This window comes from Candidatus Protochlamydia sp. W-9, assembly GCF_001950615.1.
Classification (GTDB): domain Bacteria; phylum Chlamydiota; class Chlamydiia; order Chlamydiales; family Parachlamydiaceae; genus Protochlamydia; species Protochlamydia amoebophila.
The window spans coordinates 1-20347 of sequence record NZ_BCPZ01000291.1 but is presented as its reverse complement, the minus strand read 5'-3'; the positions used below and the strand labels follow the sequence as shown (position 1 = coordinate 20347).

The 20347-nt window shown below is 34.8% G+C and carries 16 protein-coding genes; 5 read left to right on the top strand and 11 right to left on the bottom strand.

All coding sequences use genetic code 11. The annotated features are described in order from the left end of the window. Position 1 precedes the first annotated feature (1 nt). The 8 genes from BU804_RS08625 to BU804_RS08590 all read right to left on the bottom strand — a co-directional run bounded on the left by BU804_RS08625 (position 2) and on the right by BU804_RS08590 (position 9183). The gene (locus BU804_RS08625) at positions 2-799 is read right to left on the bottom strand and encodes a hypothetical protein (protein ID WP_226996172.1); all 798 of its coding nucleotides are present in this window, start codon (positions 797-799) and stop codon (positions 2-4) included. Further along, positions 768-1241, bottom strand: coding sequence for a hypothetical protein (locus BU804_RS08620; protein ID WP_158025046.1), 474 nt, complete (start codon positions 1239-1241; stop codon positions 768-770). Before BU804_RS08620 ends, BU804_RS08625 begins: the two co-directional genes overlap by 32 nt. A 52-nt stretch (positions 1242-1293) precedes the next feature. After that, on the bottom strand, positions 1294-1881 hold the full coding sequence (locus tag BU804_RS08615; RefSeq protein ID WP_075883747.1) for a prepilin-type N-terminal cleavage/methylation domain-containing protein: 588 nt from the start codon (positions 1879-1881) through the stop codon (positions 1294-1296). Then, positions 1882-2286, bottom strand: a complete 405-nt coding sequence (locus BU804_RS08610) for a type II secretion system protein (RefSeq protein ID WP_075883746.1) — start codon at positions 2284-2286, stop codon at positions 1882-1884. Between the two features lie 18 nt (positions 2287-2304). Next, positions 2305-3492, bottom strand: a complete 1188-nt coding sequence (locus tag BU804_RS08605; protein WP_075883745.1) for a type II secretion system F family protein — start codon at positions 3490-3492, stop codon at positions 2305-2307. 2 nt (positions 3493-3494) lie between these two features. Next, positions 3495-5126 carry a type II secretion system ATPase GspE gene (gspE, locus tag BU804_RS08600; RefSeq protein WP_079988676.1) on the bottom strand — a complete coding sequence of 544 codons (1632 nt, stop codon included), beginning with the start codon at positions 5124-5126 and terminating at the stop codon, positions 3495-3497. Continuing rightward, entirely contained in the window at positions 5113-7665 is a 2553-nt protein-coding gene (locus BU804_RS08595; RefSeq protein ID WP_075883743.1) for a type II secretion system protein GspD, read from the bottom strand. Before BU804_RS08595 ends, gspE begins: the two co-directional genes overlap by 14 nt. Positions 7666-7764: 99 nt before the next feature. Then, positions 7765-9183 carry a hypothetical protein gene (locus BU804_RS08590; RefSeq protein ID WP_075883742.1) on the bottom strand — a complete coding sequence of 473 codons (1419 nt, stop codon included), beginning with the start codon at positions 9181-9183 and terminating at the stop codon, positions 7765-7767. Between the two features lie 314 nt (positions 9184-9497). Between BU804_RS08590 and BU804_RS08585 the strand changes: the two genes are divergently transcribed. Further along, positions 9498-10022, top strand: a complete 525-nt coding sequence (locus tag BU804_RS08585; protein WP_075883741.1) for a hypothetical protein — start codon at positions 9498-9500, stop codon at positions 10020-10022. Positions 10023-10102: 80 nt separating this feature from the next. Here BU804_RS08585 and rpoN read toward each other — a convergent pair whose 3' ends face one another. Next, positions 10103-11581, bottom strand: coding sequence for an RNA polymerase factor sigma-54 (rpoN, locus tag BU804_RS08580; protein WP_075883740.1), 1479 nt, complete (start codon positions 11579-11581; stop codon positions 10103-10105). Between the two features lie 1920 nt (positions 11582-13501). On the opposite strand from rpoN, the gene BU804_RS08570 reads away from it, so the two are divergent. Together BU804_RS08570 and BU804_RS08565 are read left to right on the top strand one after the other, a co-directional pair. Continuing rightward, positions 13502-14296 (top strand): hypothetical protein, encoded by a 795-nt coding sequence (locus BU804_RS08570; protein ID WP_075883739.1) that lies wholly within the window; start codon positions 13502-13504, stop codon positions 14294-14296. Beyond that, positions 14293-15249, top strand: a complete 957-nt coding sequence (locus tag BU804_RS08565) for a hypothetical protein (RefSeq protein WP_075883738.1) — start codon at positions 14293-14295, stop codon at positions 15247-15249. The genes BU804_RS08570 and BU804_RS08565 overlap by 4 nt, the downstream gene beginning before the upstream one ends. A gap of 1136 nt (positions 15250-16385) precedes the next feature. Here BU804_RS08565 and BU804_RS08555 read toward each other — a convergent pair. Together BU804_RS08555 and BU804_RS14940 are read right to left on the bottom strand one after the other, a co-directional pair. Then, positions 16386-16652, bottom strand: coding sequence for a type II toxin-antitoxin system YafQ family toxin (locus tag BU804_RS08555; protein WP_075883736.1), 267 nt, complete (start codon positions 16650-16652; stop codon positions 16386-16388). Continuing rightward, on the bottom strand, positions 16645-16794 hold the full coding sequence (locus BU804_RS14940; RefSeq protein ID WP_226996171.1) for a hypothetical protein: 150 nt from the start codon (positions 16792-16794) through the stop codon (positions 16645-16647). The genes BU804_RS08555 and BU804_RS14940 overlap by 8 nt, the downstream gene beginning before the upstream one ends. Before the next feature lie 558 nt (positions 16795-17352). Between BU804_RS14940 and BU804_RS08545 the strand changes: the two genes are divergently transcribed. Then, a complete protein-coding gene (locus BU804_RS08545) occupies positions 17353-18819 on the top strand; it encodes a BTB/POZ domain-containing protein (RefSeq protein WP_075883783.1) in 1467 nt (488 codons plus the stop codon). 475 nt (positions 18820-19294) lie between these two features. Beyond that, a partial coding sequence (locus tag BU804_RS08535; protein WP_143298968.1) for a BTB/POZ domain-containing protein occupies positions 19295-20347 on the top strand: 1053 nt, incomplete at its 3' end.

Genomic DNA, 20347 nt, shown 5'->3' with positions numbered 1-20347 from the left:
ATCAGCCCTCGGAAGAATAAAAAATATAATTTTGGCTAGAGGGTAAGACAAACGCAAACATTAGAGTCTTCGTTTCGATTTTACCTGCTCGTTTATTTAGCGCTTGGGGATTAGTAGCCACGCGAACTTCTAAACGCAATATGGAAGGCATTTGTGAATAGGTTTTAAACCATTCTTGATGCCATCGATTTTTTTCTGGGGTTTTCTTTTCAGGATATGGTTGCATAGGATCAATCGAATGATTATTAGAAGGGCGCCCAGGGGCAGCGTAAAAGCCAAAATTGATACTTGCCACATTTTCTAATAAAATTTCTTTTTGCATCTCTTGATAAGGTTTGTCTGAATAAATTGGCCACATAGCCAAAGCAAGTCGGTGTTGTTGATCAACATACAGCCTAGCTAATATGTCGTTAGAAAAATTAGGATTAGCTCGCGTTTCGTTATTAAAAGTAAAAATGAGACTAGGGGCATTAGAAATATGATCGTCAGAAGGTTGAGTATAAAAATAAAATCGTCTAACAGTGCCTTGATTTTCATTCACAAGTCGTTGAAATAAATAATTTAAACGAGTTTCCGTGTAACGCATTTGAAAACTTTCTTTTTCTCTTTCCTCCGTCCAACTATCAATCAAAGAAAGCTCTCGAAAAAAACCAAAGATAAGTGTCAGTAAAAGGGAAAGCAACAACATGGCAATTAATGTTTCAAGCAAAGTAAAATATTGTTTGCGATGCTTAACAACCTCAGAAGAACGCTCTCTAGCTCTTCCTTTATTCAGTAGCATGTTCTTTTTCAGGAACATCTTTTTCCTCAGAATTTAAAGGTTTTTTGAGCCCTGATTTAAAAGCTTTCGCGCCTCGATCAATGTAAATATGATAAGTATAATCAAACGAACTTTCTTGCTTTTTATCTTGTAGTTGAATGACCAATTCAACTAAATATTTTTTAGCTGTTTTAATATCTTTTTCGGAAGACAGAAAACACAGGGAATAAACAGCTTCATACCCAATTTCCTCCAGTTTTTTTTTTAATTCTTCTTCTTCAAAGGGAGCTTGAAACCGGGCCAAAATTTGATCGAGAGAAATCATCTGTTTGTATAATTTTTCAATTAAATCGGCATGAATTAGATGAACAAGGTGATCACGTTGATTGACTCGTATAATATTTGCTTGTTGTTTATTGATGTTAACGTAAATTTGGAAAGAGGGAATCACGCAAATCAAAATCAACAACATCGCAATCATCACCTCCAACAATTGAAAATGACGTTTATTTTTTTGGGGTTGAAGCATTTGATTATTGCAGATCTTCGTTGGTATCAGGATATATCTCTTCATAGATCTCTGCAGGATAAAGACGTTGGCTTTCTTCTATTTTATCCATTTCTTCTTCGGGGGGTTGCCTTCCAATGGGGCTGGGATAACCACGTAAATAAATAGTTTCTTCGTTAGCATGCTTACCGGTTAATACAAGTGAGCCTTGACTCATATTTCCCAAGGAAAAAACCAATTTTAAAGCTTCCTCCGTTCTTCCTCCCAGTTGATAAGATTCGACAGCAGATAATATTAATGGACGCTCAATCATTTTTGCCCAAGCATCGTTTAATGGCTTTTCAATCTCTAGCGAACAAGCCACCTGGTTATTCACCGTATGGCTTATTATAACATACACATCGGTATCTAATAGCAACATTAGTTCTTGAGCCGTTCTTAAGCGGTTGAGAACTTCTTGACACTCAGAATAAAAGCATTGTTCATCATAAGCTTTTTTTAATTTCATTCCAGTTAAAGTAGCGCCCATCGATAGAATTAAAAGGACGACTAATACTTCTAATAACGTAAAATGAGCCTTATGCAAGGCATTTTTTACAGACCATTCGTTCAATTATTTTGAATCCTTGAATAAACTGCCTTGCCCTTTTTTATTCAGATAATCTGTATATTTCGCGGAAGTAATTTCAATCTCTCCATTTTCTTTAGTCGTGACAGTATATTCTACCCCCCACCCATCTTTTTCGAGATCACGAGAATTTTTAACGAGCTGTGAATCGTTTAAAATCTTTTTCCAATTCATTGCTACATTTTCTTTTTCTTCCGGATGCATGGCAAAATGTAAATCTAAAACGGTATGAATTTTTTCAATTCCCGCTTTTGTTTTAAAGGCCTTTCCTTCATCTAAACTACCGGTATAGTTATAAGCTATCACGCCTGTAATCATTGCAATTAAGAACATGACGATCATCATTTCTACAAGTGTAACAAAATGCTTTTTACTTTTTACAACTTTCATAATATCCTCTTTATTTTTTCAACCTGCTGAAAACGAGCTGACATCTGTTAATGGCAACATAATAGCCAAAAGCACTGTGCCAATAACGAGTCCCATCACAATTAAAATAACTGGTTGTGCCAAAGCCATCACCCGATCTAATGTTTTCTCAATTTCTTGTTCGTACATATCTGCAATACGACTTAACATCACGATAGACGTCCCTGATTCTTCACCAACAGCTAACATTTTTGAAACCAATGGAGGAATATATTTAGACTTCCCTAATTCTTGGCTTAAAGAGTGCCCTTCGATAATCTTCGCTTCAGCCTGTTGAATTTCTTTTTCCAAAACCACATTATGCATCACTCCACGAGAGATGCGAAGAGACTCTATCATGTTCAATCCCCCCTGAAGAAGCGTTCCCATCGTACGGCAAAATCTTGCCACAGCCGTTTGAATAACTAAGGTATTAATCACAGGTATGCGCAAAAGCGTTTTTTCCATCCATAACTTTCCTTCTGAAGAACGAAATTTCCAAATGACAAAAACTGTTCCTGCTACGAAAGCCGGCAAGTATAACCACCAATAATTTCTAAAAAAGTGGCTTAAACCTAAAATGGCATTTGTAAAAGCATTGAGTTTACGTTCTGCAAAAATTCCTTCTAAAGAGGGAACGACAAATCCAAGTAAGAGGGTGATAATCAACAACGAAAATCCTCCTAAGATACTAGGATAAATCATTGCTGTCGTGATTTGTTTTTTTAATTTCATTTGTTTGGCAAGAAGTTGCGTGAGTTTTTCTAAAATCGGACCTAGCATCCCAACAGCTTCTCCAGCCGCTATCATTCCGCAATACAGTTGATCAAAACTCTCCGAATACGTTGCCATTGCTCCAGACAAACTCATTCCTGTACGAATTTGTTCACATAAACTTAAAACAACGCGGTGAAAAGGCTCTCCTCTCGATTGCTCTTCAATAGCAATTAAGCTTTCATAAAGGGGAATACCAGCATTGACTAATTGAGAAAGCTGAACTGTAAAAGCTAAGAGAGCCTCTCCTTTTAGGTTTTGCTTTCCGTTAATTTTACTTTTTGTTTGAATCTGCGTAATGAGTAATCCTTGATCGCGCAATTTTTCTTTAGCATCACGTTCACTGATCGCTTCAATCACTCCTGTTCGACGTTTTTTTTTCTCATCGACATACTGATATTGATAAAGTGGCATACCTACCCTTCTTCCTCAATTCCTCTTGCCACGCGTAGTACTTCTGCTACAGTCGAAACACCTTGTTTGACCAGTTCTGCTCCATGACCAAGTAAGCTTACCATTCCTTGCGACAAAGCCACTTTACGCATTTCTATGGCATCCGGACTTTGGACAATTTGTTTATTGATTGCATGATTAACTGGCATTAACTCATAAACACCCTGACGCCCTTTAAATCCAGTTCCATAACAAGAGGAACACCCTTTACCTCGATAGAGGAAACCATTTTTCAATTCTTCTGACCGAATTCCCAAACTTTGCAACTCTCGAGGGCTCGGTTCATAAGTTTCTTTACAATCTGAACATATTCTTCTGACAAGTCTTTGGGCTAGAACACCTACAATACAAGAAGACAATAAATAAGGTTCGATTCCCATATCGACAAGGCGAGTAATCGCAGAAGGAGCATCATTGGTATGAAGCGTACTTAAAACAAGGTGCCCTGTCAAAGCAGCTTGAATGGCTATTTCTGCTGTTTCTTTATCTCTAATCTCTCCCACCATAATCACATCGGGGTCTTGACGTAAGATATGTCTTAAACCCGTAGCAAAATCGAGCTTAATTTTATGGTGGACCCCAATTTGTGCAATCCCTCTTAAATTATACTCTACTGGATCTTCAATGGTCATGATGTTGATCTCATCATTTGTCATATCACAAATAGCACTATAAAGAGTTGTCGTTTTTCCGCTTCCCGTTGGCCCCGTCACTAAAACAATACCTTCTGGTAATGAAACGAGCTTTTGAAATTGCTCAAAAACAGAAGGAAGCATCCCTATTTTATCCAATCCGAGTAAGACATTTCCTTTATCTAAAATACGCAAAACAATACGCTCGCCTCCTGCAATCGGCACCGTACTTACACGAAAATCTACTTCCCGTCTTCCCATACGTAATTTGATACGTCCATCTTGCGGCAAACGATGCTCGGCAATATCTAATTTGGACATGACTTTGATACGAGTCAATAATTGAGTTTGGTAATCTTGCGAAGGAGCATGCCTATTTTGCAAAACTCCATCAATGCGATATCGAACCCGCATTCCATTTTCTGAAGGCTCAAAATGAATATCAGAAGCCCCTTGCTGAATGGCTTCTGTTAAAATTAAATTAAGGAGCTGGACAACTGGGGATTGCAGCTTGCTTTGATCAAAAAGATCAAAAATTTCAATATCGCCTTCTTTTCCTTCTTCGCTTTTGTCTCCCATCCCAGCAATCAGTTGCGAAGCTGCACCATGTTCAGTGTTATAACAATCATGTATAGCTGACAAAATCACATCACGAGGGCTATAAACGGCTTCAATTTCAGCGTTTAAAAAAAATCGAAGCTCTTCTAGTGGAGCTAAATTAAGAGGATCAGCCACAGCGACAACTACGATAGTTCCCTGATCTTCCACAGGAAGAATAACATGCTTTTTGGCAAATGCATAAGGAACTTGTCTATAACGCTCTTTACTTACTCGAAAAGAAGACAAATCAAGGTAACAAGTCATCCCAAATTGTTCGGCAAGCTTCGCTTGAACTTGTTCTCCTCCTAATTTCTCTTTTAATAAAAACTCTTTATTTCCTGTTTCCTCATTATCGCCCGTCATATTCTCCTTCAAGTTGGCTATGGTCATCTACTTTGCAACAATCAGAGATATAATAACGTTCACGAGGACGACCGAATAATACCGTCATACTCCCTTCCATCAATCTTGTTTTTTCATAACGATGAGCTTCTTGCACACATTCTAGAAAGTAAGGAACATCTCCTGGACGCAAACATAAAAGTTCTTGTCTTAAACATTGGAGCTGCTCTTTTGGATCTTTTACAATATGAGGAGTAATAAAAATAAACATTTCAGAGCTACTGTCTTTAAGGGAATTCGTACTAAACAATTTACCTAGTCCCGGTAATTCTCCCAAAAAAGGAATAGAATCTTTATTATCATTCGTCGTCTTTCGTCTTAATCCTCCTAAAATTATTGTGTCTCCATCAGGAACTTGCACTTGATTAGTAATATGACGTCTCGTCACATCAGGTCGTGAGCGATCTCCTCCCGCATGAATTGTATCAAAAGTAATATCCGTTTCAAGTGTCACATAATCAAAATCCCATTCATCCTCTGTATCGTGTTGATTTAAATGAATAGTCGGTTTAACACTAATTGTAATCCCGTATTGAGCACGTGTAAAAGCATCTTTCAGAGTTGTTCCTTTAGCAGTCTCCACTTCAAAAATCCCCGTATTGATGGAAATATCTTCATTGACAGCGATTGTTGCGGGAGTTTGATTCATGGTCAAAATGGATGGATTTGAATTAATCTGTACATCATCCTGAGACAATAAAAAGCGATAAGCTAAATCAAAGGCTGGAATACCACTACTTGTTTGTTTCCGGCTTAATAAAAAGTCAAAAACCCCTGCATTAGCTGGAGTAAATTCTCCCTTAACGGGAAAAATGTTATTAAAAGTTGCTCCAGTTAAATTTGTGTTTTTAGCAATATGCTCACCAATTTTTAAAAGATTTAATCCAAATGTATTTTCACGGGTTAAAATCTTTTCAAAAAGTAGTGTTTCAATCTGTACCATTTTTTTAGGAACATCTAATTTTCTGAGTAACTCTTTGATTTTTGGAAGAATGTCCGCTTCCACAACCATCACAATTGACCCAGATTTTGCATCAACAATAAAATTATCTCGTCCTACATTGGGATCTGTTTGAATAAAGGCACCAGGTTGAGCAGGAGCCGGATTAACAATGAATCCTCCTTCTTGGTAATAACCTTCTTGTCCATATAAGGTTTGAGGAGGCTCTTTTTGTGAGCTAAGAATAGGGGGCTTTATGGGAGGAAGAGCTGAATTATTATCTATAACATTGATTTCTGTTCCTGCATTTCTTGAAACCACTCCTTGTCCGTCTGGTCTAAGCCCCGTCCCTGTTGTGATCATTAAATTGTATACTTTAAATAAAACATCAGCCAGCTCTTCAGATTCAGAATGTTTTACGGTATACCAAAAAACTGTTTTGTCTCTTACTCCGCCAATCCGATTTTCTACATTTCGTACAACGTCTTCTGCTTTGCGGATCTCTTCTTTTGTTCCCACAACAAAAAGTGCTTGCGTCATGTTATCTAAGACAATAATTTTCAATCCATTCACATCTCCTCTAGCATATTGTCGGGAAGAGTCTCCATTTGCAGGAATGGCTAAAGAAGTGTCTCCTTCTTCTTGATCAAAAATTGCTGTTAAAATACGGGCCATTTCATCTGCACGAACCTTGCAAATAGGAATGAGGCGATAATCTTTTTCTCCGCGATTTGAGGCAATAAAATCATAAAGTTTTAAAATATCTTGAATTTCACCCACTTGACCTACTAACAGAATATCTCTTCCAAGAACTTGTAGAACTGTTGTATTATGATTGATAAATCTTTCTAGGAAAGAATAAGCTCGCCGAACTTCTGATGGTTCTGGAGATAATACAAAAGCAATTTTTGAATCTATTGGAAGAATTTCTAAATCTTGCCGCTTGTTAGTAATCAAACGTAGGTTAGAATTATTGAGGGTAATTAAGTAAAGTTGACGGAGGTAAGGGTTCAAAGTTTTAATTCCTACTCCATTTTGATTTAAAATTAATTCTAACATTTCATTCCAAGATGATCTGGGAATTGGTAAATTAGAATCAATACTTAAGCGAATTGCACCTACGTCTGGAGGAATTAAATAAACATAATCTTGAGATCCATAATCAATAATCAACTGTTCTAAAGTTGTATCTGGGGCATGCCAAAGTCCATAAGCCTCGCCTTTATTACTTCGGACAGCTAAATCCCGCCATCTATTTTCAAGTTGATTCAAATGCTTTTTATGTTGGTTAATGCGATTGAGTAATTCTTTGTAATCTTCTACAGGAGCCTTTGCTTGGTAAAGTTTAAAAACCTCATCATAAAGTCGTTCAATTTGAAATTGAATGTGTTGAGATTCTCTATTTACTTGCGTCAAGAAGCGATCCATTTCTTGATCTAAATCACTTTCAGAAGATTGAAGGTTAGCTTTTTTTTCTGATATTGATTGTGCCCACAATTGATGAAAAGGGGATCCTGCTAGACAAAAAAGACCTACTATCCAAATCAGTTGCTTTATCATGTTTACCGTCAATTCGCTTTAATCTACTCTTACCAAATTTAATTCAGTGTCAATGAAATCTATTGTCATTCAACACATAACTTTATAAGAAGCCTTGTTTTAATTCTTATTCGAGAGATTAGGAACAACTGGAATACGATTTGCCAAATCAGCTTCAGCTTTACCAACAGGAGTAATCCCTTTTTCTGTTTGCAAAATCGTTTCTCCTGGTTCTTTAACCTCTTTATCCTTCATTTCTTTAGTTGTAAAAGATTTATTGCTATTACCTTGCTGTAAAGTCAGTTCAATCGATTGGCTATCACTACGAGTAGAATTATATAAAGTTCCCAACATCAATTGACGATCATCTTTACGCACTAATCTTTCAAATACAAACAATGTCCCAGCCGTTTTACGTTTTACATAATCATCTATTTCCTCAGCAGAAGTAAGTTTTTTCCATCCTTTCTGAGTCATCAAAAGCCAGTCGGAAGGGCTAACAATCATTCTTTCATTATTAATTTCAAATACACATTGCGACCTTGTTTTGGCCCCGACAAATTTAAACATATGCTGAATATTTTGAGCATTTTGTACCATCCAAGGTTCAACAGATTTTAATAAATTCAACAGGATCTTACCTTTCCCTTCTACATCCCACAATTCCAAAGTCAATAATCGCTCATCAATTTTTTTGACGACCAAAAGTGGGTAAGCCCGTGAACCTGCTCCTGGTTGAATGACTTTCCATTGATTTTCATCCCAAATTAAACAATCTCCAGGGCCAATAAAAACAGAATAAATATTTTCATTTTCTCCAAAATCGACTCTTTGTTTGCCCAAGCAGTGTTGGTATTCGTCTCCTCCGTGCTTTTCTAAAAATCGATCTATCCCAAACCAGCGCGCTTTTTGTCTGGCTAAAAGTGTTCCATCAACTCTCCAGGTTCCCAATTCCCAAACTTTCCCAGCAAAGCGAATGAATTCTTTTTCAGGAAGTCGAAATTGATAATGATTTTCAGGCTCTGTAATTAAGTCACCTTTGTCATTTTCCAAAGTTAACTTAACAACAACTTCAGAATCAGACAACATTGCTTCTATCCACAAAGACGTTTTTTTATTCTGAGGACTAAAAATGTATTTATTTGGAACACTTTCTTTATCGTAAACTAAGTAAAGTCGCTCCCCAGGAGGAATCGATACAGTATTTTTATTTGTATTAAAAGCAAAATGCAACAAGGTTCGTTCAGACTGAGCATCAGGTCTACTGTTTTTTCCATAATAAATCAATTGTTGTCGCAAATCGGGAAGCTGCAAAGAAGGGGAAGCTTCATTTAAAGCTAATAAAGGACCATTTAATTGTTCATAAGACTCTGTTGATAATTCAAAAGCTCCTTTTGGCAATCCACATAGCTTTGCCTTAGGATCTCTACAAATAATCTGATTGGAATAAGTAAACTTCATCACTCCAATTCCAATAGCCAAAAGACAACAGCTCCCTAAGATAAGAGAATTTAAGCCCATTAACCAGCGATTGATCATCTGTTTCTCTTTTTTTATTTTTAGATTTACCTATTGATTAATAATGGATTATGTCATTTTTATTTAAAAAAAACAAACAATTAGTAAAAACTCATATCAAGCGGAAAATTATTAAATAAACTGCGAGTAAAAATTTAATAGCTTCTAAAAATTAAAAAAAAGATTGCATGGTTCACAAATGCATATTATAACGAGCTTTTGGATTTTATAAGAGTGTAAGCTAAGAAATTTAAAACTTATCAATAAATCCAACGAAAAAAGATAGTGTAAAATCAAATGTTTATTCTAACAAAAGATTTAAATAAGGAAAAATAATGAACAGTAACGATTCAAACCAATCTAATAATGAACCTAACAAGCCTTTTACGCCTTATGATGCTTCTCAATTAAGTCAAAATTCAAATTCTGACACGATACAAAAAGACAAAAATTTTTCTCAAAAAGAAAGAGCTGAGGATAAAATTAGAGAACAATTACGTTTTGCTAGAGAATCGAAAAATAATGATGAAATTTTTGATTTTGCAAAAAACAACAAAGAACAAATGATCACTTATCTTCTTTTAGGGCTAGGGATTGTTCTCATAATGTTTATGTACGGTAGCCTATTAGGAGAGCTAATCATTGGAATGGTTGTAGGCTATCACTTTGCATCCGAGATTGTCTCTTATCTCCAAAACGTCAGGCATTTTTTTTCGAATAAAGAGCAACTTCGCTCTATCGTATTAACAGTTGTTCTAGTGGCTTTATTTATTGCAGCACCAGGAATTTTTATCGGCGCAGCCATTATTGCAGCTATACAACAATTCATGCCTAATAAGGGCGGCAATCGTGATGAATAGCAAATTGTAATATACAAATGGCGTTGATTCGATGCAGAATTAATCCGCATCGAATCAACGCCATTTATTCTTATAGTCTCTTAAGATTGATGAAATTTTTTACGCTGTTGCGTATTTCCTAAATCTAATGCTTGTCGATATTTAGCAACGGTGCGTCTAGCGCAAGTAATCCCTTTACTTTTTAAAAATTCCGATATTTTTTCATCGGAAAAAGGACGAAGCTTATTTTCGCCACTGATAATTTCTAAAATAGCCTCTTTTACTGTTTTAGCTGAAAGATCTTCCCCTTCTTCCGACGTATATTTGGTTGTAAAAAAAGACCGGAGAGAAAAAATTCCTTTGGGACTATTGATATATTTATTGGAGACAGTTCTTGCAATTGTCGATTCATGCAATTCTAAAGCATCTGCAATCGTTTTCATGGTTAAAGGTTTTAACTGTCCATCGGGCTGTGTAAAAAATTCATATTGATTAACCGCTAAAAATTCAGCAATTCTTTCAATCGTCGAATATCGCTGTTGCAAATTTCGCACAAGCCACCGAGCTGAAAAAAGGTGTCGCTTAATGAATTGCTTTGTTTCATTTGATGTTGAAGAATCGTTCAACAAGCGCAAATATTTTCGATTAATTTTTAGGGTAGGAGCTCTATCACGATCGACATCAACAATAAGCTTTTCTCCTTCTTGACGCAAAGTAACATCGGGAATAATTACTTGAGATGTTTGAGCAGAGAAATGCGTGCCAGGATGCAAATCTAATTTTGCGATATCTTTTTCAATCGCTTCTTGAATTTCCGAGAAAGAACATTTTAATTGTTTTTGAATCAAAGGGATATGATTGTGTAACAATTCATTATAATAATCTTTAATAAGACGGTAAGCAAGTTTCCCCTCCTTATGCAAGCATCTTAATTGAATTAATAGCGACTCTTGTATAGAAGCGGCAGCGATTCCATAAGGCTCAAACTCCTGCATTTCTCTTAAAACTTCTTTCACCGCAGACTCTTCCAGATTATGTAAAAGGCAAATTTCTTGAAGAGGTGTTTTTAAAAAACCATTGGTGTCAATATAACCAATTAAAATATCTGCAATAGCCAGTTCTTGTTGATTATTAAATGTATCGATCGCTTGTTGATGCAATTTTTCCAATAAACTTAGATCTGCGCAAATTGAATTTTCTAAATAACTTTTTAACTTTTCTTCTTCACTGGATCTTTTCATTGGCGTTGTTTCACTTCCTGCAAAATGCTCTCGATAATCTTCATCCAATCGGTTCAAAATAGCCAAATCACGATCATCAATCGTGATTTCTTTTTCCATTTTTTCAGAAGCTGAAGCGCGTTCTTCTATAAAAGCTCCTTCTTTTTCTATAGGGATAATATCGAGCAAAGGATTTGCAACAACTTGTTCTTCAATAAATGGCTCTAATTCTAAGATAGGCAATTGGAGTAAATGAATGGCTTGTTGCATATGAGTTGACATCATCAAACGCTGTGTCAAGTTCATTCCCTGTTTTTGCTGCATTTGCAAAGAAGAAGAAGGAATCCCTACTGTACTCATATGAAATCCTTGGTTGCTTTTATTAACTACCTATTCAAATCAGACATAATAGGTTTAACCTTATCTCAGCAATCTAAAACTTAAATAATGGAGTTATCTTTATAACATCATAACACAAGCAATTGTCATACAAATACTTAATACATCAAGCTACATAAATCTACTGACTGGATACTTCGTCAATAAATTTCTCAAGAGAAGCTTTTATGACTAACCGTGATTAAGTAAGTGAGCTACCAATGATAGCCCTAAAAAAGGGATTGATAAAAAGTAGGAAAAAGAAAATGTGAGGAAAATAATTGATTTAGAGATTACGCTTTAAACTTTGGCATAATCATTTAAGTGTTTCTGCAGAAGAAAATATTTTGCTTTGGAAAGAAATGCAAAACAATCGTTGCGGCGAATTTTTTCAAAGATGCGCTATAATGGGAAAAGAAAAAGCTTGCAAACTGAATCCTTAAATTAATCAGGCCTTGCTGCGCTAGTTGCTTCATCCCGGAATAATAGTTAATTTGAGTCAAACGATTCAAGGTTCCTAACCAAACTCCCATAACCCTTTCTACCATAAGTCGATCTAGCGTGCTCCAAATGACATTTGTTTTAAAGGATTGCACTTATTCGTAGGATTTATTGTTAATTGGAATTTCCAAATCACTAGACGTGGGCAAGACTATCATAAAAATTGTCTCAAAAGGATAAACTTATTTATAACTGCTACTTATACCGCCATAATTCCCAACTGTTAGGTGTTGCGAAGAATGATTGTTGCGTACCAAAAGTGATTCCATCTTCATCACACGTCAATCCTGCAATTTCCGTGATGATACGCTATACATTGTTAATTTGATTGAACGTTTTAGCAAATAAATCTATATCCGGGGTAGGTCTATGAGACCCCTTTGAATCCTAAATTTAGCATGAGGAGACCACCTTTAAGAAATTCATAAAAATAATATGATTCTTCTAGGCCCTAAAGAGTTACCAAAAGATCCCTGCTCAAATGATTTTTTAGTTTTTGAACAAAGTCCCGATTTTACCAATAATGAAAGATCGCAATATATAGATAGTCCTCTTTATTGCCGTTTAAAAGCCGACGTTTTTTTTGTCACATAATGGAACGATGCGGTTTCTATTTAAAAAAAATACTTTGGGACATGTATTTTTAGCGGAAGACGAGTTAGTGGACGAACCTCTTACAATACGAGGGCTTAAAAAAAAAGTGAGTGAAATTAGGTATTTTATCTCTTCCACTTAAAAAATATCCTGATCAATTTGATCATACATTTATTAGTGATTCAGAACGGGAAAAAATTTAATAAGGAAGACTGTTAAATTATGTCCAAACATGGAATTATTTAAAAGAGATGCCTTACATTCAAAATTATTATCGTATTCCTCCACAGCTATAGTAAACTTTCTTCATTGATAATAAGAAGCTGCACTTGACTTCATACTTGCGACAAACTTCTACAAGAAGTATTCCTGAGTCGAATTTTTTAAGATTTTAATGCTTTGTTCTTCTATAGAGCTTTCCTTCATGCTGTTTTCCTTTTTTTAAAGGATAGCATGATTTTTTTTACTTTCCGGTGAACCTTTTTTGCGGGGCAATGCCACCCCAAGTCCTATTTTTCCATTTTCTCGAATAGGAATTATCATTGCTAAATGATAATTCCTATATAAAATCTCGTATAAAAATAAAAAACTGTATACAAAATTATTTAATTATATATACAATTTTTGATTAAATGATTGCTCATTATAGAAAATAAGCACTTTCGCTTAGTTGTAAAGTGCCTTATTGAAACGGCAATAATACCTTTTAAAAAAGCTTATTGAGTCAAAACCTTTTTGCGAAATGAAAAGATTTGATCATTCAAAGGCAAAAACTAAAGCTAACATCCATCATATAGGAGAAATGCTATGCAAGTTAACAGAGACGCGTTGACAACGCCCTATCAAAATAATGCTTGTCAAACAGACCCCATCTTGTCTACCGTTTACGGAAATATCGCGAAAATTATGCAAACCCAAAACTCAGACCAAGAAAAAGTAAGGCAGATTACAGCTATTTTTACCGAATCTATAAAACTGTCTCGCAGCGCTTCAGACGCTTTAGCTTTACAATGCCTGGGTGAATTAGAAAAAGAAAACCTCCTATTATTAGAGGCTATTAATAAAACTGATTCTGGCAAGCAAGAACTTAAAAAGCAAAATGAAGAGCTTTGTTCAAAAATTGAACAATTGGTCCAAAAAGCTGATTTAGTTCAAAGAAGCCATGATGAAATCAGTGTAAATTTCGGAAACTTTGAACAAGAAAAACAAGCTATTCTTCAAGCACAAGAACAATTAGAAAATGACAATGCAGTATTAACTGCCAAAGTGCAGGGACTTATTAATGAAGAACAAGTACTTCAAACTCAAAAAATAGCTATTGAAAAAGAAAATAAAGACTTAAAACAAGAAATAGATTTATTGAAAGTACAAAATGGAGAATTTGAGGTTCGACAAAACAATATTGAACAGCAGCTTGTTGTTTTGAATCAAGAAAATCAGCGATTAAAAGAGCGGGCCGAAGAATTCACTTTCATCGATCAGATATGCTTCGTTACTAATTTTAGCTGGCGTACTTTTAATAAGTATAATAGTTTGTTTATGCATCATGTTGTATATAAAAAACCCATCCGTGGAAAGTCAACACAGGGAACAAACTTATGATGATCTATCAAGAAGGAATTTTTTCACCTACAGGACTGCCTTTACAAGATAAACTTTTAGCCATACAAACACGAAAAGAAAGAACGCAAGAAAATTTTTTGAAAAATCAACAATCTGATGAAAAAAGTCTTCAGCTAGGGAATCTTATCTTAGAGCAAGCAGAAGAAGCGATGCATGCATTCGACCGCATTGAAAAGGAACAAAAAATTCAACTTTTATCCATACAGGGGGCATCTGCTGATCTTAAAAATTTGCAGCAAAGCATAGATGCAGTTGCGGCTAATCAAATCCAGCTTTCGCAAACCCTTCCAGGAATTGAAAAGTCATTTTTAGAGTTGACTTCGAATTTAAATGAGCAGCAAGCGGAGCTTATAATAATTGCTGAAGATTTCGCTCAAATACGAGAAAGTCAGCAAAAAATGACGACTCAATCTCATCTCTTAAATGAACAAGTTCAACTTGTTAAACAAGAAATGAAACAATTATCTATCGAAGTAGAGCAAAAAATAAATATATTTTCACCTTACCTAGCTAAGAAAATCCATAGAGTGTATACGGGAAGTCTAAATCGGCTTCATGACTTGAAAGCGGCAATGAAGAATAAACAAGAAGAGATAAAGTTGAGGGTTAAAGCGCTTTCGTTGCATTCTTGGACTAATATTACCGCCATTGCTTCTCAAACAATCGAATGGACTAAAGGTAGTATTTCAAGTGTGGGAGAAATGAAAAGCACCCTGACAAACCTAGGCAAATGGGGATATACATTGCTTGCTAAAAGTGCCAATCTTACCTATTGGGTGGTATTAGGCATCATGACTGTTTTGATGGCTCAGTCATTTATTTATCATTATCCTTTGATGAGCCTGGCTCTGGGCGGATCTATTGCCGTTATTCATATAAAATACAATCTCATCCAACCAATCATGCGTTCTTTGCGCACGTTAATAGAATGATGATGTTAAAACCATGCCTTTCTTTAAGGCATGGTTTTAATATTAAAGTTAGCTAAAACAAAAATTTTCTAATTTTATTAAGCTAAGTCGTCAATCAATAGATTACGACTGTATATTATTTAATTTGAGTGAGAGGTTGATAAAAAAGAATAAGAAAGAATTTATAAGTTTGCTGAAGATATACTCAGAAAAATTTTTGACATCTATTTTGCTTGTAAAGAATTTAAAATTAAAAAATGTATTTATGAATAAGCAAAAAAAAATGAAGTTATTTTCAACAAAACAAAATACATTTCCAATCAATATCAACCCTTTAAAATTAACAACTCCTTTAGGAGATATTACATTTGAACGTAAAGTGAATAACCATTTTATTAACTCACATATATGTTCCAAATTAGAGTCTACAAACCCAAACAATTACCTGGCTATTTGGAATAATAAAGATTATTCAATAAATTTTTTGAGAACAAAATTTAAATAAGAGGATTAGGGTTGAATTCACAATATTATTCAAAGAAGAGGAAATTTAAATTCACTTTTTTAGTTGTCTGGTCTTCAAAAAAGGATAGAAAATATCTACTTGATAGGTCTGCCGTCGAGCAATCCCCTTTAAAAATTTTGAATCAATCAGGATTTTATTAATTAATTTTATATTATGGATAATATAAGTCTTCGTTTATCTGCTACAAAAGCATTATTAAGAATGATTACACCTAACTTAAGAAGAGCTTATATTCAAGAGAAAGACAATATAATCTTTTTCCATTTTTTCCATAATCATCAACCTTCATAAGAAGAAATTGAATTGTCAGATGAGGCAGAAACGCTAGTAATTGCTGATTTTTCAGAACCTTGTATGATAGAATGTAATAGAATAACTAGTAGTTATCCAGAAAAGATAGAGTGCCCAGGATATTTAGTATATGCGCGCTATGAGGAACCAACAGAGGAATTAGGCTAAACAAAACTTAAAGTTTGATGGAAATATATTATGGATATACGTTGACATCCTTAAATGTAAATAGTTTAACCGCTAGATTTTTTAATAAAATTAAATTTTAATTTTCCATTATTTTTCTTACAAGACTACGCTTGTAGTAGAATAATCTCTTTCATCAAACTCATTAAAATTCTTAGAAAAGCTCAGAATGAGAGCCAAACCTAGTTAGAAATAAGATATCATCCTCTACTTTATAAATGAGTAAAATATCATTTCTAACATGACATTCTCTGTAAGCTACCCAGCTACCAGTCAAATTATGATCGCGGTATTTTGATGATAAATTTCTTCTTTTAACCAAAAAACTAATAATATCTTGAAGCTCTAGCAGTACATTTTTTTGATGTTTATATTTTTTCAAATCTCTTTTTATGGATTTAGTCAATTCAATTTTAAGCATTAGGGTCTATCCCTACCACCTGCCAAAATTCTTCTATAGAATTGCAGCGGGTGAGATTTTTTCTATTATCGATGTCGCTCATTGCTTTTTGCGTCTCAGCATTAGGCTGATTATGGGGAATATTTGGTCTAACGTATGACATAATAAACTCGCTAATAGTCATTTTTTTCTTAGTGGCTAGCATCTTAATATAAGTCCTCTCGTCTTCAGATACGTCGATAGTGATTTTTACTCTATGTGGCTGTGAATGGAAAGTCATGTGCTCCTCCTTAGGTTTATTTCTTTATTTTAACAAGAAGACTATTTATAGTTAATTCTAAAAGTAGGAAAATAGGCACTAAAATTTATGAATTATTCTTGATAAATCTCTAACTTAGCCCTATCTCCGAATAAAACATAAAAAATACGGCTTGCTACCTTCGGGATTGTCCTTTTAATATGGGATAGCCTCAAATGTTCACCCTATTTGGCCTAGAAAAGTGATAAATAAACACGCTTTCCAAACGAAAAATAAGGAGGTTATGTTTGAACCATATTGATTCTTACTTATTTTTTTAATCGCTCTTCATTGATAAGAATAAATTTTCTTTAAAATGGCTGCCTATTTTAACTTATTAATATTGCCATAATTTTTATCTATCCATCATATTGTTAAAACATCTATAAATGAAAATTTATTTCGCTCATTGGGATGGTCATTTTGAATATTTCTAATTTTGGGTTTAATTCTAGTCATCTTATCCATACAACAGCTCCTTCTTACTATCACTCTCAAAATGTTAACGAACTTCCTGAAGAGGAAAATAACTCCCTAGACAATCCTTTGGCCAATACAGAAGAAACTAGTGCACCAACGATTCAACCTTCCGCTCTTTCACCTTCATCTGAAGAAGTTCAGCTGAGCTTTCAAGAGGGAACTTCTCTAACTATTTCTCACTCTCAGCTAGCTTTGTTAAGGGAAAAATCCCTTTATTTTAAAACTCTTTGGTCAGGAAATTTTCAAGAAACCCTGCAACATCCTCTCGATTTAACAAAAAAAGACTTTACGCTTTTGCTTAATTGCCTAACGAATCCTAAGTTTGAAATTTCCTTGGAAGAGATCTTTTCTTCTATTCAACTAACCGATTATTATGGACTGACAGATGTGGTAAAACATTTAGAAGAACAGCTGATAGATGGGTACAAGTCACAAAAATTTGAACCCTTTAATTCCACTGAAGAAAGTTTAATCGAATTAAAAAAGCTTTTAAATATTGCACATCGCTGTCAATTAAATACATTGAAGAACTATTTAGAATTTACTTTTGTGAGCGCCTTGCTAAACCAGACTTCTCAGCTAGCGGAGTTTGAAAGAATTATAAATCACTTCTCAAAAAAGATAGAGAGACTTAATTTTTCAAATCAGGCTTATTTAACAAATGCCCATCTTTTAGCATTAAAAGATTGTAAAAAATTAAAAGTAATTCATTTAGAGGCATGTCAGGCTCTCACTGATGATGGTTTGGAGCATTTGACGCTCTTAACGTCTTTGCAGCATCTAGATCTAAGGGTTTGTGAGTATCTCACTGATGATGGATTAGCGTATTTGAAACCTTTAACCGCTTTGCAACATCTAGATCTAAGCGGATGCTGGAATCTCACCGATGCAGGATTAGTCCATTTGACACCTTTAGTGGGTTTGCAGCATCTAGATTTAAGCTATTGCGAGGATCTCACCGATGCAGGATTGGCGCATTTAACACCCTTAACGGCTTTGCAGCATTTAGGTCTAAATTGCTGTGAGAATCTCACGGATGCAGGATTAGCCCATTTGGCACTCTTAACGGCTTTGCAGCATCTATATTTAAGCTGTTGCTATAACCTTACTGATGCTAGTTTATCTCATTTGACACCCTTAACAGCTTTACAACGTCTAGATTTGCGCTACTGTGAGAATCTCACCGATGCAGGATTAGCCCATCTGACACCCTTAACGGCTTTGCAGCATCTAAATCTAAGCAGGTGCTATAAACTTACCGATGCAGGATTAGCCCATTTGACACCTTTAGTGGCTTTGCAACATCTAAATTTAAGCAAGTGCAATAAACTCACTGACGATGGATTAGAACGTTTTAAAAATTTAGCAGTTTCACTCAATCTAAAAATAAAGCTGGATAGCTTTCCATAAAGAAGGCAACTAGGGCTAAAAATAAAAGTTTACTTTGTCCTAAGAAAATAAAGGATAAAATTTCATTAAAGTTGATCAATTCCCATTGAGACGCTTCTTTAAGAAAAATATCCGCTATAAGATGTATTATAGGATGGAAATTAAGCTTATAAACCAATTTTAGTGGCGGCATTTTCGTCCACATATTTCCTAATCAAATAGGCCCTCTAATTCTACCGAAGACCTTATAACCCGTTTGCTTCATGATCCTATCATCTCATGGAATTAAGGCACTTACAGTTTAAAAACTAAGGAGCTTAATTTAAACTATATTAATCCTTATTTGTTTTTTAATAGCTCTTCATTGATGAGAATAAATTCTCTTTAAATGTGACTGTCTATTTTAACTTATTAATATTGCCATAATTTTTATCTATCCCTCATATTGTTAAAACATCTATAAATTTAAATTTATTTAACTTATTTGGATGGTCATTTGAATATTTCTAATTTCGGGTTTAATCCTAATCAATTTGCCAATATAACGTCTCCATCTTACTCTCCCCCTCAAGACATTAACGATCACCTTGAGAATGAAAATACTCCCTTAGACAAACCCTTGCTTAATCTAGAAGAAACTAGTGCGTCAACAATTCCAGCTTCTGATCTTTCAGCTTCATCTGAAGAAATTCAATTAAGCTTTCAAGAGGGAACTTCTTTGACCATTTCTCATTCTCAGCTAGCATTGTTAAAGGAGAAATCGCCCTATTTTAAGAATCTGTGGTCGGGAAATTTTCAAGAAACCCTGCAACACCCTCTCGCTTTAACGCAAAAAGACTTTACGCTTTTGCTCAATTGCCTAATGAACTCTAACTTTAAGGTCCCCTTAGAAGAGATTACTTCTACCATTCAACTAGCCGATTATTATGAACTAACAGAAGTGGTGAAAGATTTAGAAGAGCAGTTAATTGATGGATACAAATCACAAAGGTTTGAACCCTTTAACTCCACCGAAGAAAGTTTAGTCAGATTAAAAGAACTTTTAAATTTTGCGCAGCAATTTCGATTAAACACTTTAAAAAACTATTTAGAATTGACCGTTGTGAGCGCATTATTAAACCAGACTTCTCAGTTAGCTGAGTTTGAAAGAATTGTAAATCATTTTTCAGATGAGATAGAAGCTCTTGATTTTTCAAACAATGCCCATTTGACCGATGCCCACCTTTTAACATTAAAAAATTGTAAAAATGTAAAAGTGCTTGATTTAGAAGCATGTCAGGCTATTACCGATGCAGGATTAATCCATTTGATACCCTTAACAGCTTTGCAGCAGCTAAATTTAAGTAATTGCAATAATCTCACCGATGCAGGATTAGTTCATTTGAGGTCCTTAAACGCTTTGCAGCATCTCAATCTAAGCAGGTGCTATAAACTTACCGATGCAGGATTAATCCATTTGATACCCTTAACAGCTTTGCAGCAGCTAAATTTAAGTAATTGCAATAATCTCACCGATGCAGGATTAGTTCATTTGAGGTCCTTAAACGCT